This is a genomic window from uncultured Croceicoccus sp., assembly GCF_947496385.1.
Lineage (GTDB): Bacteria > Pseudomonadota > Alphaproteobacteria > Sphingomonadales > Sphingomonadaceae > Croceicoccus.
In genome coordinates this window covers 172,984-197,214 of record NZ_CANMCP010000003.1, presented here as the reverse complement: position 1 = coordinate 197,214, position 24,231 = coordinate 172,984, and the positions used below count along the sequence as shown (strand labels likewise).

The 24,231-nt window shown below is 67.1% G+C and carries 18 protein-coding genes, 1 tRNA gene and 1 riboswitch; of the genes, 7 read left to right on the top strand and 12 right to left on the bottom strand.

The features are described 5' to 3' along the window. Positions 1 to 15: 15 nt before the first annotated feature. Both Q0897_RS06745 and Q0897_RS06740 read left to right on the top strand, forming a co-directional pair. On the top strand, positions 16 to 4,443 hold the full coding sequence (locus tag Q0897_RS06745; RefSeq protein ID WP_299308419.1) for a chemotaxis protein CheB: 4,428 nt from the start codon (positions 16 to 18) through the stop codon (positions 4,441 to 4,443). Beyond that, positions 4,440 to 5,420: a chemotaxis protein CheB gene (locus tag Q0897_RS06740; protein ID WP_299308417.1), complete on the top strand. Its 981-nt coding sequence runs from the start codon at positions 4,440 to 4,442 to the stop codon at positions 5,418 to 5,420. Before Q0897_RS06745 ends, Q0897_RS06740 begins: the two co-directional genes overlap by 4 nt. A gap of 40 nt (positions 5,421 to 5,460) precedes the next feature. Here Q0897_RS06740 and Q0897_RS06735 read toward each other — a convergent pair whose 3' ends face one another. Further along, positions 5,461 to 6,390, bottom strand: coding sequence for a 2-oxoglutarate and iron-dependent oxygenase domain-containing protein (locus Q0897_RS06735; protein ID WP_299308416.1), 930 nt, complete (start codon positions 6,388 to 6,390; stop codon positions 5,461 to 5,463). A gap of 11 nt (positions 6,391 to 6,401) precedes the next feature. Beyond that, positions 6,402 to 7,736, bottom strand: coding sequence for a nucleoside transporter C-terminal domain-containing protein (locus Q0897_RS06730; RefSeq protein WP_299308414.1), 1,335 nt, complete (start codon positions 7,734 to 7,736; stop codon positions 6,402 to 6,404). 143 nt (positions 7,737 to 7,879) lie between these two features. Between Q0897_RS06730 and Q0897_RS06725 the strand changes: the two genes are divergently transcribed. Beyond that, positions 7,880 to 8,479, top strand: coding sequence for a phosphatase PAP2 family protein (locus Q0897_RS06725; RefSeq protein WP_299308413.1), 600 nt, complete (start codon positions 7,880 to 7,882; stop codon positions 8,477 to 8,479). On the opposite strand, the gene Q0897_RS06720 is transcribed toward Q0897_RS06725, so the two are convergent. From Q0897_RS06720 to infA, 10 genes are all read right to left on the bottom strand, one after another. Further along, complete coding sequence (locus tag Q0897_RS06720) at positions 8,476 to 12,063, bottom strand: hydantoinase B/oxoprolinase family protein (protein WP_299308412.1); 3,588 nt, start codon at positions 12,061 to 12,063, stop codon at positions 8,476 to 8,478. The genes Q0897_RS06725 and Q0897_RS06720 overlap by 4 nt on opposite strands. A gap of 65 nt (positions 12,064 to 12,128) precedes the next feature. Continuing rightward, positions 12,129 to 12,854 carry a Crp/Fnr family transcriptional regulator gene (locus Q0897_RS06715; protein WP_299308411.1) on the bottom strand — a complete coding sequence of 242 codons (726 nt, stop codon included), beginning with the start codon at positions 12,852 to 12,854 and terminating at the stop codon, positions 12,129 to 12,131. A gap of 58 nt (positions 12,855 to 12,912) precedes the next feature. Next, a complete protein-coding gene (locus tag Q0897_RS06710) occupies positions 12,913 to 13,689 on the bottom strand; it encodes an ABC transporter ATP-binding protein (RefSeq protein ID WP_299308410.1) in 777 nt (258 codons plus the stop codon). Next, entirely contained in the window at positions 13,686 to 14,663 is a 978-nt protein-coding gene (locus Q0897_RS06705; RefSeq protein WP_299308409.1) for an iron ABC transporter permease, read from the bottom strand. The genes Q0897_RS06710 and Q0897_RS06705 overlap by 4 nt, the downstream gene beginning before the upstream one ends. After that, complete coding sequence (locus tag Q0897_RS06700) at positions 14,660 to 15,514, bottom strand: ABC transporter substrate-binding protein (RefSeq protein ID WP_299308408.1); 855 nt, start codon at positions 15,512 to 15,514, stop codon at positions 14,660 to 14,662. Before Q0897_RS06700 ends, Q0897_RS06705 begins: the two co-directional genes overlap by 4 nt. A gap of 300 nt (positions 15,515 to 15,814) precedes the next feature. Next, positions 15,815 to 16,028: riboswitch (cobalamin riboswitch) on the bottom strand. A gap of 65 nt (positions 16,029 to 16,093) precedes the next feature. Next, positions 16,094 to 16,169: transfer RNA gene (locus Q0897_RS06695), tRNA-Phe, on the bottom strand. 126 nt (positions 16,170 to 16,295) lie between these two features. Beyond that, positions 16,296 to 16,469, bottom strand: a complete 174-nt coding sequence (gene yacG / locus Q0897_RS06690) for a DNA gyrase inhibitor YacG (RefSeq protein ID WP_239804929.1) — start codon at positions 16,467 to 16,469, stop codon at positions 16,296 to 16,298. After that, positions 16,466 to 17,440, bottom strand: a complete 975-nt coding sequence (locus tag Q0897_RS06685) for a ribonuclease E/G (RefSeq protein ID WP_299308407.1) — start codon at positions 17,438 to 17,440, stop codon at positions 16,466 to 16,468. The genes yacG and Q0897_RS06685 overlap by 4 nt, the downstream gene beginning before the upstream one ends. Further along, on the bottom strand, positions 17,433 to 18,008 hold the full coding sequence (locus tag Q0897_RS06680; RefSeq protein WP_299308405.1) for a nucleoside triphosphate pyrophosphatase: 576 nt from the start codon (positions 18,006 to 18,008) through the stop codon (positions 17,433 to 17,435). Before Q0897_RS06680 ends, Q0897_RS06685 begins: the two co-directional genes overlap by 8 nt. 41 nt (positions 18,009 to 18,049) lie before the next feature. Then, positions 18,050 to 18,295 carry a translation initiation factor IF-1 gene (gene infA, locus Q0897_RS06675; RefSeq protein ID WP_202083068.1) on the bottom strand — a complete coding sequence of 82 codons (246 nt, stop codon included), beginning with the start codon at positions 18,293 to 18,295 and terminating at the stop codon, positions 18,050 to 18,052. A gap of 221 nt (positions 18,296 to 18,516) precedes the next feature. On the opposite strand from infA, the gene Q0897_RS06670 reads away from it, so the two are divergent. From Q0897_RS06670 to Q0897_RS06655, 4 genes are all read left to right on the top strand, one after another. Continuing rightward, positions 18,517 to 20,979 (top strand): TonB-dependent receptor, encoded by a 2,463-nt coding sequence (locus tag Q0897_RS06670; protein ID WP_299308404.1) that lies wholly within the window; start codon positions 18,517 to 18,519, stop codon positions 20,977 to 20,979. Positions 20,980 to 21,041: 62 nt separating this feature from the next. After that, positions 21,042 to 23,000, top strand: a complete 1,959-nt coding sequence (gene uvrC, locus Q0897_RS06665) for an excinuclease ABC subunit UvrC (protein WP_299308403.1) — start codon at positions 21,042 to 21,044, stop codon at positions 22,998 to 23,000. Positions 23,001 to 23,064: 64 nt separating this feature from the next. After that, positions 23,065 to 23,673, top strand: coding sequence for a GTP cyclohydrolase I FolE (gene folE / locus Q0897_RS06660; protein WP_202083073.1), 609 nt, complete (start codon positions 23,065 to 23,067; stop codon positions 23,671 to 23,673). Beyond that, positions 23,673 to 24,179 carry a flavin reductase family protein gene (locus Q0897_RS06655; RefSeq protein ID WP_202083074.1) on the top strand — a complete coding sequence of 169 codons (507 nt, stop codon included), beginning with the start codon at positions 23,673 to 23,675 and terminating at the stop codon, positions 24,177 to 24,179. Before folE ends, Q0897_RS06655 begins: the two co-directional genes overlap by 1 nt. Positions 24,180 to 24,231 lie beyond the last annotated feature (52 nt).

The window sequence follows — 24,231 nt, the reverse complement described above, 5'->3', positions numbered from 1 at the left end:
GCGGACGCACGTCCGATGAGCCGGAAAAAGGCGCAAGCCGTTCGTCCTGTGGTTGCCGTGGGCGCCTCTGCCGGAGGGGTGGAGGCGTTGAAGGAATTCGTCTCCTTCCTTCCCGGCGAAATCGGCGCAAGCTTCGTGATCCTGCAACATGTGGCCCCCGATCAGGACAGCCGCATGACCGAAATCCTGGAGCGGGTCAGCCGGCTTCCGGTGGAGCAGGCCCTGCCCGACACCCGCATGATGCCGGGCCATATCTATGTCCTGCAGCCCGACAATTACCTGACGATCGAGGACGGCATCCTGCGTGTCGAGACGCCGATGGATGCACGCGGCCTGCGTCTGCCGATTGACCGTTTCATGGACTCGCTGGCACGGGGCGTGGGCCGTGACGCGGTCGGGATAATCCTGTCCGGAACGGGGAAGGACGGCACCGAAGGGCTTGCCAGGATCAAGGGTGCGGGCGGGCTCACCTTTGCGCAGACGCCCGACACCGCTCTTTATGGCGGGATGCCCGAATCGGCGATCGCGGCAAGGGTCGTGGACCGGGTCGGCACGCTCGGCGAACTGGCCGAGGCGGTCGCGGATCTTTCCCGCAGGATGGACGATACGCCGGACGGCAGCCTCTATTCCCGCCGCGACATGGCGGTGCTGGTCGGCTTGCTGAAGGCGCGGCTCGGCCATGATTTCGGTGCGTACAAGCGAGGCACGATCGAGCGCCGGGTGCGGCGGCGCATGAACCTGCTGCGGTTCGATGCCTTGCCGGATTACATCGAACATCTGCGCGGCAATGCGGATGAATTGCTCCGCCTGTTCGATGACATGCTGATCAATGTGACGGGATTCTTTCGCGATCCCGCGGTGTGGCCCGCGGTGGTGGACAAGGCGATCCGCCCGATGATCGAAGGGCACGACCCCGCCAGCGGCCCGGTCCGGGTGTGGATTCCGGCCTGCTCCACGGGGGATGAGGCCTATACCGTCGCGATGCTGATCGACGAGACCTGCCGTGCGCTCGGCAGCACGGCCGAGTGGCAGATTTTCGCAAGCGACCTCGACAAAGACGCGCTCGCGCACGGGCGGGAGGCGCTCTACCGCGAAAATGCCGCCGCCGACATCGGGGAGGAACGGCTCGAACGGTATTTCACGCGGGAGGCCGATGGCTGGCGCGTGGACAAGCGCCTGCGCGAGCGGGTCGTGTTTGCGCAGCAGAACGTGCTCACCGATCCGCCGTTTTCCCGGCTCAACCTCATCAGCTGCCGCAACCTGCTGATCTATCTCGACACCAGCCATCAGCAGGAATTGATACAGCGGCTACATTTCGCGCTGGTGGAGAATGGCGTGCTCGTGCTCGGCACGTCGGAGACGACGAACGGGCGTTCCCGGCAATTCCGCGCCATCGATACCAAGGCGCACATCTACCGCCGCCTGCCGGGCCGGTCGCAGAATATTCCCGAATCCATCCGCGAAAGGCGGGACAGCTCGGTCGTGGTGCCGCTCAACGGAAGGTACCATGCGTTCGATCGCCGGCACGATCTGTCGGAACGGGTGCGGCGGTCGCTGCTCGAACGCTATGCCCCGGCGACGGTCGCGCTCCACGCCGATGGGCAGATCGCCTATTTCCACGGCCCGGTGCGCCGCTTCATCGACCAGCCCGAAGGCGAGCCGCGCAACAATATCTACGACATGATACCCGGCGCGCTGCGCAGCCGCGTTCGCGAGGCGATCGGTGCCGTCGCGAAGGGCGACGAACCGTCCCATCGCCCGGCGCGGGTCCGCCTGCCCGACCGCGATGCCGAAGTCTGCGTCGAGTGCGAGATGATGGAGGATGGCCACGAGAAGCTGTTCCTCGTCAGCTTTATCGAAAGCGATCCGGCCGACGCCCATGCGGAGGAGGAGACGGAGGTCCAGCGCGAAACTTCGGACCGGTTCGAATATGAACTCGCCATCGTGCGCGAGGATCTCCAGACCACGGTGGAGGAGCTCGAAACCTCGAACGAGGAGTTGAAGGCCAGCAACGAGGAGGCGGTCGCCGCCAACGAGGAGCTGCAATCCACGAACGAGGAGCTGGAAACCAGCCGCGAGGAGCTGCAATCGCTCAATGAAGAGCTGATCACCGTCAACAATCAGCTCGAAGAGAAGATCGGCGAGGTCGAGAAGACCTCCGACGACATGCGCAATCTGCTTACCAGCACGCGCCTGCCCGTATTGTTCCTCGACCCGGAATTCAGGATCAGCGGATTTACGCCCGCGATCCACGAAATCGTGGAGTTGCGCGACAGCGACATCGGCCGCCCGGTCACCGAAATGGCCTTTCGCGTCACGGACGAATGCCTCATCCCCGACATTCGCCGCACGCTGCGCGACCTCGCCCCGGTGCACGCCGAAATCGAAAGCCAGGACAACCGCACGTTTCAACGCCGGATACAGCCCTATCGCACGTCGGACGAACGCATTCACGGCGTGGTCGTCACCTTCAACGACATCACCGAACAGGCCGAGACGCAGGCCCAGTTGCAGCAGCGCGAACGCCAGCAGCGCATCATCGCCGAGCTGGGTCAGACCGCGCTCGCCGCGCGCGATCTTTCGGGATTTTTCAACGAGATGTGTGCCTCGCTGCGGTTTGCGATGGATTGCGATTATGCCAAGGTTCTGCGCCTCAACCGCGATACGGACCGGCTCGATCTCGTCGCGGGGGCGGGGTGGAAGGAAGGGCTGGTCGGCAATGCGTCGGTGGATACCGGCGTGGCGAGCCAGGGCGGCTATACGCTCAAGACCGAGAACGCCGTGCTGGTCACCGATTTCGCGCGCGAACGCCGGTTCGATCCGCCGCCGCTGCTCGTCTCGCATGGCGTGACATCGGGGATCAGCTGCCTCATCCAAGTGGGCGGCACGCCGTGGGGCGTGATCGGCCTGCACGACCGCGACGCGGACGTCTTCGACAATGTCGACCTGTCGATCCTGCAGGCGGCGGCCAATGTCGCGGGCGCCACCATCATGCAGATCGAGCGCGAAATGAACATGATGCGCGAACGGCTGATGCTGTCGCTCGCGATTCGCAGCGCCGACATGGGCGTGTGGAGCTACGACCCGCAGGATGGCGAGGCGGTGTGGGACGAAAGCCTGCGCGACATGATCGGCCGCGCCGACCAGAAGGAGCGCCCCACGGCGGATCAGTTCATCGCGATGATCGTGGAGGAGGACCGCGAGCGGGTGTCCGAAGCGCTGAACCGGACGATCGCGGAGGGTGCCTCCTTTGACGAGGAATTCAAGTTCAGGCGGCCGGACGGGCGCGTCATCTGGCTTTCGGGTCGGGGCGAACGGCTGATCGAGAACGGGCGCACGACCGTGCTGGGCGTGAATGCCGATATCACCGCGCGCAAGCAGAACGAGGAACAGAGCCGCTTCATCATGCGGGAGCTCGATCACCGGGTGAAGAATGTCCTCGCGATCATCCTGTCCATTGCGAAGATCACCGGGCGCGGCGCCGCGGATTTCGACAGCTTCCTGTCCGGCTTTGAAAAGCGGCTCCAGGCCATGGCCCGCACGCATAGCCTCCTGGCCGAGGCGCGCTGGCAGGGGGCCAATCTCAAATCCCTGATCGAGGATGAGCTTGCCCATTCGGCAAACCGCGAAAACGTGCGCATCGCCGGACCGCGGGTGGCGATTTCCGCGGTCGCGGCGCAGGCGTTTTCGATGGCATTGCACGAATTGTGCACCAATGCGCTCAAATACGGGTCGCTGTCGGTGCCCGACGGGGCGTTGAGCGTGGAATGGCATATCGAGGAAAAAGGCGACGATGGCGCGCGGCTGTTCTTCCGCTGGCAGGAAAGCAACGGCCCGCCGGTCAAGGCGCCCGACCATCGCGGTTTCGGCTCGACCGTGATCGAGCGCATCCTGCGGGCGCAGCTCAGCGCGGAACCGCAGATCCGATACGAGGTCGAGGGATTGCGGCTGGAATGCACCATGCCGATGGAGCGGCTCGTCGGGTCCGTTCCGGCGACGGCGGAGGCACGACGGCCAGCGGTGCCGCAGGCCGATCTGAGCCCGCTTCGCGGCAAGCATGTCATGGTGGTCGACGACGAATGGCTCGTCGCCGAGCAGCATGGGCAGACGCTCGTCAGCGCCGGTGCCAAGGTGGTCGGCCCGGTCCACAGCATCGCCGAGGCGCGCAAGATCCTCGCCAGCGGCGCGGAGATCGATTTCGCGCTGCTCGATTACAATATCGGCGGGACGTCGATCGAACCGGTGCTGCGCGAATTGAAGGAGCGGGGCGTGCCGACCATGATCGTTTCGGGCTATGGCTCCGATCTCGAAATCGACCGGCACGATGACGCCATCACCTTTCTGGCAAAGCCTGTTTCGCCCGCGATCATGCTGAACCGGATTGCCGGCATGATGCGCGGCGAAGGGGCGGCAACACCCGGCGGGGGCGGGCATCCTGCATGACGGCACGGCGCAATATCATCGGGATCGGGGGCAGCGCGGGCGGTTTGCCGGCGGTCATCGACCTGTTGAAACATTTCGAACCGGCCAGACCGGCGATCGTGCTGCTGGTCCTGCACCGCGTGAATGAAACCGGGCATCTGGTGGAGATATTGCGCCGTTCCACCAGCCTGCGCGTGTGCGAACCGGACGACGGCGAAACGCTGCGCGACAATTGCCTCTATATCGCGCCGCCCGATGAACATCTGCTGCTGGGCGAGGCGCATCTCCATCTGCGCCGCGGTCCGCGCGAAAACAATTTCCGCCCTGCGATCGACCCGATGTTCCGGTCGCTCGCCGTGTTCGCGGGCGCGCGGGCGACGGGGGTCATCCTGTCGGGCTATCTCGACGACGGGGCGGCGGGCGCGCGCGCGATCGTGGCGGCGGGCGGCCATGTCATGGTGCAGGATCCGGCGAGCGCGGCCTCCCCCGACATGCCCCGCGCCGCGATCAGCGCCGTGGGAGAACCGGAAAACATCGCGCCGCCGGCGGCGCTCGGCCGGGCGCTGTCCCGGGCGGTGGGGGCCGCGGCGGGGCCGGACGGCACGGTCAGCGAAGCGGTGAAACTGGAGCTTATGGTGGCAGGATTGGAGCGTGCGAGCATGACCACCGAGGATCGTGTGGGCGAATTGTCGCCCTATAACTGCCCGGATTGCAATGGCGTCCTTTGGCAGATCGAGGACGGGCCGCTGGTCCGGTTCCGCTGCCACACGGGGCACGCCTATTCGAGCGCGTCTCTCGATGCGCGGCAGGAGGAAATGCTGGAGCGCAGCCTCTACGATTCGCTGCGGTCGCTGCGCGAGAAGGCGCGGCTTTTGCGCGACATGGCGGGGCGCGATCCGGCCTCGGCCGACCGATTGTGCCGGCGCGCGGACGATTACGACCGCGATGGCGACCATGTCGAAGAGATGATCCTGGCGCGGCAGAAACGCGCGGCCTGACCCGGCTTTCGCCCGATCCCGATCCTGCGGCGGGTCGGCCTCAGGCCAGATTGATCTCGCGCAGACGCTGCATCAGGAAATCATGCGCGGTAATCGGCTCGTATTTTTCGGGGTGCTGCGCATCCACGCAGTTTTCGAGCGTGCGGATCGTGAAATCCGGCCTGAAATGCAGGAAGAACGGCATGGAATAGCGCGAACGCGCTGCGGCCTCTCCGACGGGGTTGCGCACCTGGTGAATGGTGGAGCGCAGGCGGTCGTTGGTGAGGCGCGACAGCATGTCCCCGATATTCACGGCCAGCGCGCCCGGTGGCGGCGACACGGGAATCCATTCATCGTCACGCGACAGCAGTTCCAACCCGGCCTCTTCCGCGCCCAGCAGCAGGGTGATCGTGTTGATGTCGCCATGCGGCGCGGCGCGTACCGCCCCCTCCGCATCGTCGATGGGCGGATAATGCAGCAGGCGCATGACCGAATTGCCATGCTCCACCGTCGCATCGAACCAGTCGGCAGGCAGGCCCAGATGCAGCGCGATCGCGCTCAATATCCGGCGCCCGGCGATTTCGAATGCGTCGTAAAGCGTTTCGAAAATGTCGCGAAACTCATCGATTTCCGCCGGCCACACATTGGCGGGCATGAATTCCTCGAGCGGATCGCCATCGGGCAACGTGCGCCCCACGTGCCAGAATTCCTTGAGATCGGTAATCGACGCGCCCTTCGCCCGTTCCGTCCGGAAAGGGGTGTAGCCGCGCGCCCCGCCGCCGCCTTCGATGAAATAGGCGCGCTTCGTATCCTCCGGCAGGGCGAAGAAGGCGCGGCTCGCCTCCTCGGCGCGGGTGATGAGCGCCTGATCGATGCCGTGGTCGGTGACGATGGCGAACCCGTATTGGGCGAAACTCTGCCCCAGCTTCTGCGCAAGCTGCTCCGCCGGTTCGTTGAGCGAGGCGGTGGCGATGGTCGAAAGATCGTTCATGACAAAACCCGTCAGTATGGAAGGAGCAGCCCGGCCAGCGCCGCGCTCATCAGATTGGCCAGCGAGCCCGCCGCCAGCGCGCGCAGGCCGAGCCGCGCGATCACCGGGCGCTGATTCGGGGCGAGCCCGCCCGTCACCGCCATCTGGATCGCGATGGAGGAGAAATTGGCAAAGCCGCACAGCGAGAAGGTGACGATGGCGCGGCTGCGTTCCGACAGCGCCGCCGGTCCCAGATTGCCGAGGTCGATGAAGGCGACGAATTCGTTCAATACGATCTTTGTCCCGAACAGGCCGCCGGCGATGCGCGCCTCGTCCCACGGAATGCCGAGGAGATACATGAAGGGCGCAAAGACATAGCCGATGATGCGCTGAAAACTAAGCCCCTCCAGCCCGACGAGATCGCCGAGGCTGCTCAATATCCCGTTGGCCAGCGCGACGAGCGCCACGAAGGCGAGCACCATCGCGCCGACCGCCACGGCAAGCTTCACGCCGGTCTGCGCACCCTGTGCCGCGGCCATGATGACATTGGCGGGCTTTTCCTCGTCATGGGCGGCTTCGGCGATTTCGGCATCGCGCAGGCTGCGATCCTCGGGCAGGAGCGCGGCGGGGCCTTCGCCGCTGACCCGGTTGGCGGGAAGGTCGGGATAGCCTTCCGCCGCGGCCGATGCGACGCGTTCGTCGGGCATGATGATCTTGGCCATGAGGATACCGCCCGGCGCCGACATGAACGCCGCGGCGAGCAGGAAGGGAAGATACTCCTCCCCCAGCAAACCGGCATAGGCGGCGAGGATCGTGCCCGCCACGCCCGCCATGCCCACGCACATCAGCGTGAAGATCCGGCTCGGCGCCAGAGCGGCGAGATAGGGCCGCACCACCAGCGGGCTTTCCGATTGCCCGACGAAGATATTGGCCGCAGCGCCGAGCGCCTCGACCCGGCTGACGCCCGTGATCCACGCGATGGCGCCCCCGACCCAGCGGATCACGACCTGCATGATGCCGAGATAATAGAGGATCGAGACCAGCGAGGCGAAGAAGATGATGACCGTCAGTGCCGCGATGGCAAAGCTGTTGCCGCCGATCGCGGGGTCGGCGAGCGGGCCGAAGATGAATGCCGTACCCTCGCCCGCATAGCCGAGCAGTTGCGACACGCCGCGCGACATGCCCGCGATGACCGCCGCGCCCCACGTCGTGCGCAGGACGAGCACCGCCATCAACGCCTGCAACGCAAAGGCGGCGGCGGTGATGCGAAGGCTGATGCCGCGCCGGTCGGTCGACAGCGCAAAGGCCAGGAGCAGGATGGCGGCAATGCCGGCAAGATTGATGAGCACGGAGCCTGTCGTTTCCATTCAACGCGGGGTGAGGACAACCGGCCTTAGCCGCGTTTCCCCCCGCCGAAAAGGCCAAGTGCGCGGGCGGCGGCGCATCTTGCATAAGGCGGTCATAGGGATAGGGCATATCCGCCGGCGCGGCCCGGTGATAAGGCACGGCGATGACGGACCATCATGACAATTTCGAAAACGCGGCGCGCGACGGGGACCTGGGCCCGATCGCCCGTGCGGACCTTGCGATTGCCGACGCGGCGGAGCCTTTGGCCGATCTCTGGCCGATCCGCGCGCTGGCCAAGGCGAGCGAGCTGGCCGATCAGCCGCCGCTCGTTGCCGCGACGCTGGCCGTGACGGTGGCGGGAATCGCCGCGCGCGACACGCGGCTCGCCCGGGCGGGGCTGCGCATGCTGACGTCCCATGCGCTCGCCACGGGGCTGAAGACCGTGGCGAAGAACAATGTCGACCGCACCCGCCCGCGCAAGGTCGACGAGGATGGCGAACACGACGCGAAGCCGGGACACAGCAAGGACGGCGATTACCGCTCTTTCCCGTCCGGCCATACGGCGGGCGCGGTGGCGGTGGCGCGCGCCGTGACCCGCGAATATCCGGGCGGGGCAGGCGTCGCCTATACCGCGGCGGCGACCGCCGCGCTCGTCCAGATCCCGAAAAAGGCCCATTTCGCGAGCGATGTGATCGTCGGCGCGGCGATCGGCCTCCTGTCCGAACGGATGATCGACCGGATCGTCAAACGGCTCCTGCGTTAGGGCGCGCCGCTCCCGAATCCGCCGCCGCCGGGCGTTTCGATGGTAATCGTGTCGCCGGGCGCAAGATCGACGCGGGCGTGGCCGGGGAGCATCTGCGTGCTGCCGTCCACACGCTTCACCCATTGCCGCCCGACCGCACCGTCGCCCCCGCCATCGAGGCCGAAGGGCGCCACCGTGCGCCGCGACCCGACCAGCGTGGCGGCCATCGCCTCGCGCGCGCGGATGGCGCGGATCGCACCGTGCCCGCCGCGCCATTCGCCGGTCCCGCCCGATTCGGGGCGCATGGCAAACCGTTCGAGGATGACGGGGTAGCGCACCTCCAGGATCTCGGGATCGGTGATGCGCGTGTTGGTCATGTGGGTGTGGACGCAATCGGCGCCGTCAAAGCCCGGCCCCGCACCCGCCCCGCCGCAGATCGTTTCGTAATATTGCACCCTGTCATTGCCGAACAGGAAATTGTTCATCGTCCCTTGCGAACAGGCCGCCTTGCCCAGCGCGCCGAGCAGCGCATTGCATGCCGCCTGGCTGACCTCGGTATTGCCTGCCACGACGGCGGCCCCCGGTTCGGGCGACAGGAAGGAGCCGTGCGGGATCACGATGTCGAGCGGGCGAAGGCATCCTTCATTCAGCGGAAGATCGCCGCCGGCAAGACAGCGGAATGCATAGAGCACGACCGCCTGCGTCACCGCGCGCGGGGCGTTCATATTGCCCGAATGCTGCGCGCCGGTGCCGGTGAAATCCACGCGGGCGCCCCGCGTTTCGGCATCGATCTCGACCGAGACGCACAGCTTCGCGCCATCGTCCATCACATATTCGAAACGTCCGCCGTCGAGCCCGGCGATCACGCGGCGGATATGCTCCTCCCCATTGGCGATCGCGAAGCCCATATAGGCGGAGAGCACGTCCCAGCCATAGCGTTCGGCAAGGGCCGCAATCTCGCCGACGCCTGCATTATTGGCGGCGAGCTGCGCGCGGATGTCGGCGATATTGGTATCGGGATCGCGTGCCGGCCACTCCGCCCCGCAGAGCAGGTCGCGGAACGCATCCTCGCGAAATTCATCGCCCCGCACGATCAGGAAATTGTCGATCAGCACGCCTTCCTCGGCGATGCGGGCGGAATCGGCCGGGGTGGATCCGGGCGTCGTTCCGCCAATATCGGCATGGTGCCCGCGATTGGCGACAAAGCACCGCAGCGTCGTCCCATCCCCATCGAACACCGGCGTCACCACGGTCACGTCGGGAAGATGGGTGCCGCCATTGAACGGATCGTTGAGCACGATGCTGTCGCCGGGGCAAAGATCGTCGCCCCGCGCGCGCAGCACGCTCCGCACGCTTTCCCCCATCGCGCCCAGATGCACCGGCACATGCGGCGCATTGGCGATGAGCGCGCCGGTCGCATCGAACAGGGCGCAGGAGAAATCGAGCCGTTCCTTGATATTCACGCTGGTCGAGGTGTTGCGCAGGACCGCGCCCATCTGTTCCGGCACGCTGGTGAACAGGTTGTTGAACAGTTCCAGCATGACCGGATCGGCCCGGTCGGTGCGGGGCCGCGCGCGCTCCACCGGCACGGCGCGCGTCATCAAGATCTCGCCGCCGGGCAGCACATCGGCCTGCCAGCCGGGTTCGACCATGGTGGTGGACGTGCTTTCGCGGATCAGCGCCGGCCCCGTCATGCGGTGGCCGGGGGTGAGGTGATCGCGGTCGTGGACCGATGCGCGGTGCATGGCGCCATCGGTGAAAATCTCGACCGCGTCCACCGGTTCGGGCCGGTGCGATTCCGTGCCCGTTTCACTCGGCGCCTGTGCCGGGCGGGGCAGGTCGGGGCCGGGCATTTTGCCCTCCACCATGAGGTCGGCGGCGACGATCGTGCGTTCGGGGGTGCAGAAACCGAAGCGCGCACGGTGCAGCCTTTCGAACTCTGCCTGCATCGCATCGCGACCCGCCATCGCCACGGGCAGGCCGGTATCGCTGCCCTCGTATCGGAGGCGCAGCGTGCGCGTGACCGTCACCGCAGCGTCATGGCCCAGCTCGCCGCGGATATCATGCTCCAGCCGGTCGGCGGCGGCGTCGATCTCGCCGCGCCTGTCGTCCGAGAACGGGATTTCGAGCGTGGTTTCGCGCGCCGCCGTCCGATCGGCCAGCCCGATGCCATAGGCGGACAGAACGCCCGCGAACGGGTGGATCAAGATGCGCTCCATACCCAGTGCGTCCGCCACCATGCAGGCGTGCTGCCCGCCCGCGCCGCCAAAACAGTTCATGGTGAATTCGGTGGCATCGTGCCCGCGTTCGAGCGCAACCCGCTTGATCGTGGCCGCCATGTTGGCCGCCGCGATGCGCAGGAACCCCTCGGCGACCTCGTGCGCGCTGCGGCCATCGGCGATGTCGTCACGCAAAGCCTCGAACTTTGCGGCTGCGGCAGCAATGTCGAGCGGTTCGTCGCCGTCGGGGCCGAAGATCGCCGGGAAATATTCGGGCCGCAACTTGCCGCACATCGCATTGGCATCGGTGATGGTGAGCGGACCGCCCCGGCGATAGCAGGCCGGGCCGGGGTTCGCGCCCGCGCTGTCCGGCCCCACGGTAAAGCGCGCCCCGTCATAAGCTAGGATGGAGCCGCCGCCCGCCGCGATGGTTTCGATGTCCATCATCGGCACGCGCATCGCGACGCCCGCGATCTCGGTATCGTAGGCGCGCTCGAATTCGCCGGCGTAAAGCGCAACGTCGGTCGATGTGCCGCCCATGTCGAAGCCGATGATGCGGTCCTCGCCAATGGCGGCGGCGGTGCGGGCCGCGCCCACGACCCCGCCCGCCGGGCCGGAGAGGATCGCATCCTTGCCCTGAAAATCCGCCGCGGCCGCCGTCCCCCCGTCCGACCGCATGAAGGCGAGCGGCGTATCGCCAAGCTCGCTCTCCACCCGGCCCACGTAATCGCGCAGCACGGGCGACAGATACGCATCGACCACGCTGGTCTGTCCCCGCGCGACCAGTCCGATCAGCGCGGATACCGCATGGCTCGCCGACACCTGCGCAAAGCCTGCTTCCGCGGCGAGCGCGGCGATGCGGCGTTCGGTTTCGGGATATTTCCACGCATGGGCGAGCACGATGGCCACCGCCTCCAGCCCCTCTGCCCGGTGATGGGCGAGCCTTTGCCGCAAGGCGTCCTCGTCAAGCCGGGAGAGCGCCGCGCCATCGGCATCGACGCGGCCCGCCACCTCCTCCACCGCTTCGTAAAGCGGGGCGGGTTTTTCGATGGCCAGCGCGAAGAGGTCGGGCCGCGCCTGATGCCCGATGCGCAGGAGGTCGCCGAACCCTTCGTCGAGGATAAGCAGCGTGCGCGCGCCCTTGCGTTCGAGCAGGGCATTGGTCGCCACCGTCGTACCCATGCGCACGGCCGCGATTCGCTCGACCGGCAATGCGGCATCGAAGGGGAGGCCGAGGATCTTGCGAATGCCGGCCGTGGCTGCGTCGCGATAATGCTCCGGATTGTCGCTCAGCACCTTTGTCGTGTGCAGCGCGCCATTGGGATCGCGCGCGACGATATCCGTGAACGTGCCGCCCCGGTCGATCCAGAATTGCCATTGGGCCATGGTGAAAACCTCGTGAGTTGAACGGCGTCGTGTCGTTGAAGGGGGCGGATTGGCGGGATGCGGTCCTATCCCGCGCGGATGGCGAGCGCCTCCCGGTCGAGGATCGCGATTTCGCGCCGGGAGGGAATGGCGATCAAACCTTCGTTCTTCATGCGGGTGAACTGGCGGCTGACCGTCTCGATGGTGAGGCCGAGCACGTCGGCGATCTGTTGCCGGGAGAGGGGAAGCGCGATGGTGACAGGCTCCGCGCCGGGCGCATCGTCGCCGGGTTCGGGCGCAATCCGCTCTGCCGTCTCGATCAAAAAGCTCGCCAGCTTCTGCTCCGCGTTCATGCGGCCCAGCAGCATCATCCAGCGGCGTGTGCGGTCAAGCTCGGTCAGCGTGCGTTCGAGCAGCCTGTGCTCCAGCCGGGGATGGTCCCGCGCGAAACGGTCGAAATTCGCGCGCTGAAACACGCAGACCTGCACGGGGGTGAGCGCCTCCACGTCATAGGGCGTGCTCTGCCCGAATGGCCGGCCCAGGAAATCGGACGCATAGGCAAGGCCGAGAATCTGCTCCTTGCCCTCCGCCGTCTGCGTCGACAGTTTCAGCACGCCATCGATCACGTTCGCGACGAGGACCGCATCGTCGCCTTCCCACAACAGCGCCTCTCCCACAGCGAGCGTGCGCTGCCGCCCGATGGTGTTGAGCAGACGGATCTCCTCATCGTCGAGATCGGCGCAGATCGCCCGGTTGCGCACCGAGCATGCCGCGCAGAAATTGTTCGGGCGACCGGAAATTATCGTGTCCATGCACGGCGAATAGGGATCGCGGCCGCCGAGGCCAAGGAAAGATCGCCGCGACGGCGGATCACGATGGTCCCGCGATGTCGAGCCGCAGCGTGCGATCCCCCGCTTCCACGACCGCGGCGTCGATGCGGAAAACCTCGCGCAGGCGGCTGGCCGAAACCGTGGCGTGCGGGCTGCCATCGGCGACGAGGCATCCCTCGCTCATCCACAGCAGCCGGTCGGCATAGCGCAGCGCAAGGTCGAGATCGTGCACCACGGTGAGCACCGCCCGCCCCGCGCGCGCCATGTCGCGGAACAGCTGCATCGTCTGATGCTGATGCCGGGGGTCGAGCGCGGCGACAGGTTCGTCCGCGACGATGAGCGGGGTTTCCGCCGCCAGCGCACGGGCGAGGTGGGCACGCGCCAGCTCCCCACCCGAAAGCGTGTCGGCGGCGCGCTCCTCGAACCCTTGGAGATGGAAGGCGGCGAGCGCACGCGCCACCGCGGCGCGGTCCTCTTGCGACAAGCGCCCCGGCGCCGCGCCATAGGCGAACCGGCCCAGTGCCACGATATCGCCTACAGGCTGCGGCCAGACCAGCGGTCGGGCCTGCGGGAGATAGGCGATGCGGCGCGCCCGCGCCATCGGCGACAGCGTCGCGACCGGCGTGCCGCCGATCGTCGCTTCCCCGCCATCTGGCTTGAGCAGGCCGAGCGCGAGGCGCAGCAGCGTCGATTTTCCCGAACCGTTCGGCCCGATCAGCACGCTGAGCGTGCCGGGCTCCAATGCGAAGCTCGCATCCTTCACCAGCGGCCTGTCGCCCGCAAGGTAGCGCAGCCCATCTGCCCGAAGGAGCGTCATGCCAGCCGCCTGCGCGCCGCGATCCACACGAACACCGGCGCGCCAAAGAGCGAGGCGACCACGCCCAGCTTCAGCTCCGCATCGGTGGGAAGCACGCGCACGCCAATATCCGCAATCACCAGCATCACCGCGCCGAGCAGCGCCGAGGGCACGAGCAATCGCGCCGGATCATAGCGCAGGAACGGCCGCACGAGATGCGGCGCCACGATCCCCACGAACCCGATCGCCCCCGCCAGCGCCACCGCCGCCCCGGTGGCCAGCCCCGCGCCCAGAATCACGCAGAGACGTTGCCGCCCGAGGTCGAGACCGAGCCCCTCTGCCGCCTCGTCGCCCAAGGCAAGCGCGGCCAGACCCCGCCGCGACACCATCAATATGGCCGCACCGAGAGCCATGAACGGCGCGGCAAACGCAAGGTCGGCAAGGCTGCGGTTGTCGACCGTGCCCAGCATCCAGTTCACCATGTCGGCAAGGCTGAACGGATTGGGCGCGAGATTCATCAACAATGCCATGACCGCCGCCGAAAAGCTGGACAATCCGACCCCGATGAGGATGAGCGTCACGACCGAACGCGTGACGATTGCCGCCGCCGCCACGACCATCGTCGCGAGCAGCGCCCCGCCCACCGCCGCGAGCGGCAGCACGAGCGGCCCCGCCGTCGCCAGCCCGAAATACAGCACGAAGGTCGCAAAAAGCGCCGCCGTCGCCGACACGCCGAGAATGCCCGGCTCGGCCAGCGGATTGCGCAACAGACCCTGCAGCGCGGCGCCGCTCATGCCGAGCGCCGCACCGACCATCGCGGCGGCCAGCGCGCGCGGCAGCCGGATCTGCCACACCACCAGCCTGTCGCCCGCCGGACCTTCCCCGGCAAGCGCTGCGAGAACGCGCGAAAGCGGCAGGTCCACCGAGCCCAGCAGCAGCGAAAGCAGCAGCGCACCCGCCAGCATGAGCGCGAGAACGCCGGAAACGCGGCTCATCGCGATGCCCTTTCGGCGCGGGCCAGCGCCTCGACCGCGTCGATCAGGAACCATCCGCCGCACGACGTCCACGCCCCGTCGAGCGGGACGACCGGCAATTCGCGCAATTGCGCCTGCGCGACCGGGTGGCGCGCCGCGCTCCAGCTGTCGACATGGTTCGTCGCGCTTTCGAAAAACGCCGCCGCGATGAGAGCGGGCCGGTCGTAGGCGAGCCGCTCGAGCGGGATCGGGTTCCAGCCGGGCCGATCCTGAAAATTCGAAAGCCCCGCGGCCCGCATCATTTCATGGACCAGCGTGCCTTCGCCCGCGGTCACGCCCGCCGGGGTCATGTACAGCGTGGCGCGGTCCGCTCCGCCCTGCTCCGCCACAGCCGCGAGCCGCCGGTCCATCGCGGCGGCCACGGCGCGGGCCTCTCTACCGTTGCCGAGGGCGCCGCCAATCCGCACGACCTCCTCCCGCACATCGGCGAGCGTTTCGGGAAAGCCGATCTGCACCACCGGCACGCCGGCCGTTTCCATGAAGGCCCCGACCGCCGGCCCGCCGCCATAGGACCGCACGACCAGATCGGGCCGCAGCGCCAGCACGTCCGCCGTGCGCGGCCGCACGGTGGGAATGCCCGCGGCTTCTTCTCGCATATAGGAAAACCGTTCCCCGGCATCGGGCGAAAGTGCGAGTATGTCGGCCCGCTCCGCAAAGCGCAGGACATATTGATCGGCACAATAATCGAGGCTGACGATCCGCCGGGGCGCCTCCGCATGCGCCATCGGGGCTTGCGCGTGCCGCTCCGCCGGGGCGCAGGCGAACAGCGGCACCGCCAGCAACGAAGCGCAAATGGCGCGAAACGCGATCATCGGCGATACCGCATGTTGGCGCAGTCCGTGCGCCCCGTCACGCGGTCACGGTGGGTTGCCGCAAAGGCGCCCGCGGGCAAGCGGGCGGCGACATGGCGGCGCGCGGTGCGGATGGGAGGGGTGCGGTGCATGGCGAGCGTTCAAATCCCCGCCATGCGACGGTTCCGGCACCCGCATGGCCTGACATCGACATATGGCCATGCCGGCGATCCATGGGCGAATCGCCGGCACCGAAAAACCGGCCTGGCTGTCGCTTCTGCGGAAAAAACGCTTTTCCTGTCCCAATGGCTGAACCCGGCCCCGGACGAACGACGCGACGGCAGGTTTCCTGGCTTGCCGATCATCGCCTTTGGGAACCGCCTTCCCGGCGTTCTGCCCCGAAAGGCAGGCGGCCAGTGACATGTGGTTCCAGGCTCCCGGCATACAGTTGCGGGCACAGCGCCGGCATCGCACCGGCTTCCCTCTTAGCTCCGGACGCTTTCACGTCCGCAGCACCGTCTTGCCGCGGCCATGCGGCGCGCGGGCGGTCATGTCAACGCGATTTGCGGGAATTGAAGATGGTAAGGAGACACCGGGAAATGGTGCCCGAGGGCGGGATCGAACCACCGACACTACGATTTTCAGTCGTATGCTCTACCAACTGAGCTACTCGGGCATCGCCGTCGTGACAGCGTCACCGCGTTCGCGACCGGTCCGAAGAACCATCCGCGACGGGAGCGCCGCCTATGGCCAAAGCTGGCCTGCGTGTCCAGCCCCAATCGCATGGTTTTTTATGCGCGCTCTAACCATCCTCGTCGGGATCGTGCACCGGCACGTCGGCTGGCGGGCCGGGAATGGCGTAACCATCGCCGAGCCAGTTCGCGAGGTCGCGGTCCCGGCAGCGCGATGAACAGAAGGGCGCATGGTCCGCATGGCGCGGCTTGGCGCAGATCGGGCATTTGCGAAGGGTGGTCATGCCTCCACCGCTTGGGCGAAACCGGCCTCGGGCGCAAGGGCAGGATCGGTCGTGATCCGGGTTGCGCGGCCCGTCCGGCGGGAAAGCTCGGCGATTCGCTCCTCCGACAGATGCGGGGCAAGCGCAGGATGGGCAGTGATCAAGATGGGGCCCGCCCCCGCGACCCGTTCGGCGCGGCGGAGCAAATGGCGCGCGGCGGCGGCCATGCGGCGATGGGCCACGCGGTGCAGGATCGACGGGCCGCCGTTGCGCGAAACGATCTGTACGAAGCCGAAGCCGTTCATCGCCGTGCGTTCGTGCGCGAACCCGGCAAGGGCATGGGCCAGCGCGTCATCGACCGCGCGGCGGTCCGCCTTGTCCGGCAGCGTGGGAAAGTCGATGCCGACCGATCCGCCCATGTCGAATCGGCGCAGAGCCGCCGCGATGGCCGGCACGGCGGCGAGCGATAACGCGCGCGGCGGCAGGGTGCCGTCGATGTCGATCAAGGTCATGGCGGGCGTCGGAGACAGGACGATCGCGCCGCCGGTGAAATCGAGGCGCCGCTCGAACGCCTCGGCCATCAACGCGTCCCATTCGCCGCCGGGAAAGCTTCGCACGCGCACCGGATCGTGCCCTTCTTCGCGCAGCATGTCGAACAATGTCGGTGCGCTGCGCAAAGCGGCGTCGGTCGGGCGGGCCTGCGCGCGTTTCACGCGGCCCGGCTCGCCAATCGCGGCGCGCGTGATGTCGAGCGTGATCTCGGCCCCCTCGCTCGCGTCGCGGGGAAGGCGCGATACCAGCACCTCGGTCCCGTCGGCGAGCCGCGCCGTCCCCCGCGCAGCGCCTGTGTGCCGCGCCACCAGCCGGGCCGCGACGACCGCGCCCGCCGCCAGCTCGCCCGGCCAGCGGATGCGCGCAGCGACAATGGCGTCATTCTCGATACAGGCCGCGCGTTCCTCCGCGATGCCATCCTCGACGCGCCAGTCAGCCAATGGCGAAGCCTGCGGATTTCAGCAATGCGCGCGTTTCGTAGAGGGGGAGGCCGACCACGCCCGAATGGCTGCCCCGGATCCACTGGACCAGCGCCTCGGCCATGCCCTGCAGCGCGTAGCCGCCGGCCTTTCTGTCCCATTCGCCGCTGGCGATATAGGCGGCGATCTCCTCGTGGGAGAGCACCTTGAAACGCACGATGGTCTCGCTCAACCGTTCGCGGATCGTGCCGTCCGGCGCGCGCAGGGCAATCGCGGAAAGCACGCTGTGCCGGCGTCCGGACATGAGCGTGAGACAGGCGCGCGCGGTATCCGCGTCCTCCGCCTTGGGCAGGATGCGGCGGCCCAGCGCAACGACCGTGTCGCCGGCCAGGACATGACCGCTATCGTCGCGGACGGCTTCGGCCTTTTCGCGGGCCATGCGGCGGGCATAGGCGCGGGGAAGCTCGCCATCGCGAGGCGTTTCGTCGATGTCGGCGGGCGCGATGCGGGCCGGCGCGAGGCCCAGGCGCGACAGCAGTTCGGCCCGGCGCGGGCTGGCCGAGGCGAGGATCAGTTCGGGCGCGGACATCGGTTCAGGCGCGGAGACGTTACAGGTGCGCGCGGAGCGGTTCAGCTCGGCCCCGGACCGCCACGACCCGGCATGAAGCGATAGGTGATGCGGCCCTTCGTCAGGTCATAGGGCGTCAGTTCGACGAGAACCTCGTCACCGACGAGAACGCGAATCCGGTTCTTGCGCATCTTGCCCGCGGTGTGGCCGAGAATCTCGTGATCGTTCTCAAGCTTCACCCGGAACATTGCATTGGGCAGCAGTTCGACGACCGTGCCACGCATTTCGAGGAGTTCTTCTTTGGCCATGTGCGGGCTTCGTGCGCCCTTCCTTTCCGCTGCTGTTCGATGAATTCGTTCGTCCGGCCGAAACCGGAACGATGCGCGCCCATAGCGTCGCCGCGCCGAAATGGGAAGCGCCATGGGCAAATTCAAGCGATTACGCCCGTTTGGTGGTGCCATGCCGCACTGCGACAAATTAATACCACCCGTGACTATCTCGCGCAGGGGCGGTCTTCTATCGCACACCCATGATCATTCGTCCGACCTTCGGCGCGAGCGCGGCCATCGCCGTCATCGCATGCAGCAGCCCCGCCCTGGCGCAGAACGGCAGCGATGCGCAGCCGGGCGAAAACGGCGTTGAGGGCGAGCCCGTCACGCTCGACGAGATCGTGGTGATCGCCCCGCGCCTTCGCGGTTCGGTCGATGCGCCGCAAGCGCCCGTGGCCGTGCTCGACGAGGAGGAGATCGCCGGTTTCGGCGCCGGGTCCATCGCCGAGCTGGTCGAGCAGCTCGCCCCGCAGGTCGGATCGGGAAGCGGACGCGGCGGCGGCAGGCCGGTCTTTCTCCTCAACGGACAGCGCGTGTCGAGCTATCGCGAATTGTTCAACTACCCGCCCGAGGCGATCGCGCGGGTCGAGGTATTGCCGGAGGAAGTCGCGCTGCGCTTCGGCTATCCCGCGACGCAGCGGGTCGTGAACTTCATCCTCAAGGACAATTTTTCGGCCCTGACCGCAGAGGTCGAATATGGGCAGCCGATAGACGGCGGCTACGCGACCAACGAACAGGAGGTCAGCCTCGCGCAGATCAGCGGGCGGAACAGGCTCAATATCGCGCTCGAACTCGAAGACAGCAGCGGGCTGACCGAGGCGGAGCGGGGCGTATCCTCCGCGCCCATGCCCGTGTTCGGCGATGATGCGAACCCTGCCCGGTTCCGCAGCCTCGTTGCCGATACGCGCGATTTCGCGCTCAACGGCAACTGGTCCACCGGGCTGGGCGAGGATGGCGGCGGCGGTTCGCTTTCGTTCAACGGGGCGATCACGCGGTCGGACAGCGTGGCGCTCGCCGGGCTGGACACGGTGACGCTCACCGCGCCGGACGGGGCGAGCGCCTATCGCGCGCTTTATTCCGCGGCGCTGGGCTATGGCGCGCGGGTCCGCGACGTGCAGAGCAATGGTTTCGAACTCGGCACTGCGTTCAGCACGCGCCTCGGCGACTGGGACCTGACCGCGACGGGGAAATGGACCCATTCGGAAAACCGCACGCGCAGCGATGTCGGCGCCGATACCGCCGCGCTGGCCGCCGCCGCGCAGGCCGGCGCCGTGGCGATCGGTGCGCCGGTCGGCGATCTTTTGGCCGCCGGGCTGATCCGCCCCGGCGGCAGCGAGCTGTCCCGCACCAATGGCGAGAATGCGACCAGCCTCGTGACCCTCGTCGGCCGCCCCGCCGAATTGCCGGGCGGGGAAATGACCATGACGCTGACCGCCGGTTACGACTGGCAGAATGTCGTGGGGCGCAACACGCGCAACCCGGCCAGCGCATCCGACCTGACGCGGGGCGACGCCAATGCGGGCGTGACGCTCGGCATTCCGATCACCAGCCGGCGCGCAGGCTTCCTCGACGCGGTGGGCGACATCACGCTCGACCTGTCGGGCGGGGCACGGCATCTTTCCGACTTCGGCATGCTCTATTCGGGGAGCGCGGGCGTCAACTGGGGCGTGACGGAGCGGCTGGGCCTCAATGCGAGCTTCAACTATAGGGAGGCGGCGCCTTCGCTGTCGCAGCTCGGCGCGCCGCGGATCGTGACCGTGGGTGCCACGGTGTTCGATTTCGCGAGCGGGCAGACGGTGCTGGCCAACCTGATTTCGGGGGGCAATCCCGACCTCGTCGCCGAGCGGCAGGGCGACTGGAAATTCGGGGCGAATTACGACCTGCCCTTCCTCGACCGGTCGCGCGTCATCGCCGAATATTTCGACGAGACGAGCAAGAACGTGTCCAGCGCCTTTCCCATACTCACCCCCGCGACCGAGGCGGCGTTTCCGGGCCGCGTCATTCGTGATGGCGCGGGCAATCTCGTCGCCATAGACCAGCGCCCCGTGACCTTTGCCGAGCAGAACGGACGCAGCCTGCGTTATGGCTTCGACCTGTCCGACCGGATCGCCGCGCGCGACAAGGACGGCGCGCAAAAGGGCGGGCGCGGCGGCGGGCCGGGGTTCGGACGGAACGAAGGCGGCGGACGCTGGCAGCTGGGGTTCTACCACACGATCCGGTTTCAGCAGGACGTGCTGGTCTCCGACAACGGGCCAAGGCTGGACCTGCTCGACGGGGCGGCGCTTTCGGGCAATCCGACCGCGCGGCACCAGTTCGAGATGAACGGCGGCATTTTTTACGAGGGCATCGGCCTGCGGCTTTCGGGCGATTACGTGGGCAAAAGCGCGATCGACGGCACGCTCACGGGCCGGGACACCACGCTGACCTTCGATCCGATCATCCGGTTCGATGCGCGGATCTTCGTCGATCTGGGGCAACAGGACAGCCTGGTCGAAAAATGGGGCTTCCTCGACAACAGCCGGGTTTCGCTGCGCATCGACAATATCTTCGACGCACAGCAACGCGTGACCGATGCGACCGGCGCGGTTCCGGTCAATTACCTGCCTGATTTCCTCGACCCCGCCGGCACGTTTTTCGAGATCGATTTCCGCAAGCAGTTCTGATCACGCAATGGGAGGCGCGAGGGCGGTTCCATTCCGGCCCTTGCGCCCCTATCTCCTCCGCCATGGCCAAGACCCCCGCCGCCCCGCCTGCAAACGCATCGTCGGACCGCTTTCTCGAGGAGAAGGCGACCCATACCGTGCGCGGGTCGGGTGGCGGCACCGACATCGCCGCCGGCGTGGCCGCCATCCGCGAGGTGCAGCGCACGTTGAAGCCCAAGCCCGGCGTGTATCGCATGCTCGATGCAAAGGGCGAGGTGCTCTATGTCGGCAAGGCCCGCGCGCTGAAAAACCGGGTCGCCAATTATACGCAGGTCGAACGGCTGTCGAACCGCCTGCGCCGCATGGTCAGCCAGACCCGCGGGATGGAGATCGTCACAACCAATTCGGAGGCCGAGGCGCTCCTGCTCGAGGCGCAGCTCATCAAGCGGTTTCGCCCGCCCTACAACGTGTTGCTGCGCGACGACAAAAGCTTTCCGTTCATCCTGCTGCGCAGCGATCACGATTTTCCGCGCATCATGAAACATCGCGGCGCGCGCCGGGCCAAGGGCAGCTATTACGGCCCGTTCGCCAGCGCCGGATCGGTCAACACCACGATCAACGCGCTGCAGAAACTGTTCCTGCTGCGGTCGTGTACCGACAGCTTTTTTTCCCGGCGCGACCGGCCCTGCCTGCTCTATCAGATCAAGCGATGTTCCGCGCCCTGCGTCGGGCGGATCGATGCGGAGGGTTACGACGCGCTCATCCGGCAGGCGAAGGATTTCCTCGGCGGGAAATCGGGCGCGGTGCAAAAGGAGATCGAGGCCGACATGGCGCGCGCCGCCGCCGATCTCGACTTCGAACGGGCCGCCATGCTGCGCGACCGTCTGCGCGCCGCGACCTTTATCCAGGGCAGCCAGGCCATCAATGCGAACGGGGTCGGCGATGCGGACGTCTTCGCTATGGCGGTAAAGGGCGGGCAGACCGGGATACAGGCGTTCTTCATCCGCGGGGGGCAGAACTGGGGCCATCGCGCGTTCTTTCCCCGGCACGACGGCGACATGGATGCCGACGCGGTGATGGCCGCCTTCCTCGCGCAGTTTTACGAGGAGGTGCCACCCGCGCCCATCGTGCTGATCGATCGGGAGCTGGAGGAGCGCGAATTGCTGGAGGATGCGCTGTCCGAACTCGCCGAACGCAGGGTGAGCATTTCGGTGCCGCAGCGCGGAGACCGTCGCCGCCTGCTCGAACAGGCGTCGCGCAATGCGACCGAGGCGCTGGACCGGCGCCTTGCCGAGACCAGCACGCAGGCGAAGATCATGCGCGAAACGGCCGAGTTCCTCGAACTGGCCGAGGTGCCCTCGCGCATCGAGATCTACGACAACAGCCATATTCAGGGCGCGAACGCGGTCGGCGCGATGGTCGTCGCCGGGCCGGAAGGGTTTCTGAAAAACCAGTATCGCAAGTTCAACATCAAGAGCGCGCAGACGAACGACGATTTCGGCATGATGCGCGAGGTGATGAACCGCCGCTTCGCCCGCGCGCTCAAGGACGATCCCGACCGCGAAACGCTGGGCAAGCAGGATGCGGCATGGCCCGATCTCGTGCTGGTCGATGGCGGCAAGGGGCAGTTGTCGAGCGTGATGGACACGCTGGAGGAGTTGGGCATCGAGGATGTCGCCGTCGTCGGCATCGCCAAGGGGCCGCATCACGGGCGCGAGGGGCGCGAGGTGTTTCATTTCCCCGACGGGCGGGAAAAGATGCTGCCCACCAATTCGCCGGTGCTGTTCTATCTTCAGCGCCTGCGCGACGAGGTGCACCGTTTCGCGATCGGCGCCCATCGCGCCAAACGCAGCCGCGCCATCAGCGCCAGCCCGCTCGACGAAATTCCCGGCATCGGCCCGGCGCGCAAGCGGGCGCTGCTGCTCCATTTCGGGACGGCGGGAAAGGTGCGGGCCGCATCGCTCGACGATCTGGCGCGGGTGCCCGGCGTTTCGGAGCAGGTCGCGCGCACCATCTATGATTTCTATCACCCCGGCGGGTGAGCGGGCGCTGGATTTGTCCCGGCCCATACCCTAGACCCCGGATCGGCAAACAGGAGAACGACCCATGAGCAGCCTCGTCGGACCGGATGAAGACAATCCGCTCGGCAAGCCCGATGTCCCGGACGAGGTGCAGGACGCGATCCGCACGCTGATCCGCTGGACCGGCGACGATCCGGAGCGCGAGGGTTTGCTCGACACGCCGAAACGGGTCGCGCGCGCCTGGCTCGAATATTGCCAGGGATACAGGGAGGATCCGTCGATCCACCTGTCCCGCATATTCGAGGAGGTGGGCGGTTATGACGAGGTCGTCCTGCTCCGCGATATTCCGTTTCAGTCGCATTGCGAACACCACATGGCGCCGATCATCGGCAAGGCGCATATCGCCTATCTCCCGCGCGATCATGTCGTCGGCATTTCCAAGCTCGCCCGCGTGCTGCACGGGTTTGCCCGCCGGTTGCAGATTCAGGAACGGCTCACCGCCGAGGTCGCCGAATGCATCTGGGACCATCTGAAGCCGCATGGCGTCGCCGTGGTGATCGAGGCGAGCCATGCCTGCATGACCGCGCGGGGGGTGCGCACGCCGGGCGTCGGCATGACCACGAGCCGCATGATGGGCGTGTTCCGCGACGATGATCGCAGCCGCAAGGAAGTCTTGTCACTGATGGGGTATTGATGAGCGAGCATCCCGAAAATTCCGATTTCTTCCGCAAGGTGCTGGGCCATTGCAGCACCGCGGTCACGGTGATCACCGCGCCCGGCGCCGACGATGGCGACGGGCCCGTCGGCATGACCGTGGGCTCGTTCCTGTCGGTGTCGCTCGATCCGCCGCTGGTCGCGTTCCTCCCCGCGACGAGCAGCAGCACGTGGCCGCGGATCCGCGACGCGGGCAAGTTCTGCGCCAACGTGCTCACGCAGGATCAGATGGACCTGTGCACCCGGTTCACCCGGCCCGTGGCGGACCGTTTCGCCGGGGTCGGCTATCGCATGTCGGACAATGGCTCGCCCATTCTCGACGATTGCCTGGCCTTCGTCGATTGCGACATCGAGGCGGTGCACCCCGCCGGGGATCACGTCTTTGTCGTGGGGCGGGTGCGCGAACTCGCGCTCGAAAAGGAAAGCGAGCCGCTGCTCTTCTTTCAGGGGCGCTACCGCGCGCTTCTCCCGCTGGGCGAGGGGTAGGCGCGTTGACCGGCTTGCCATAATCTGTCGCCTCACATAGCGAAAGCTGCGC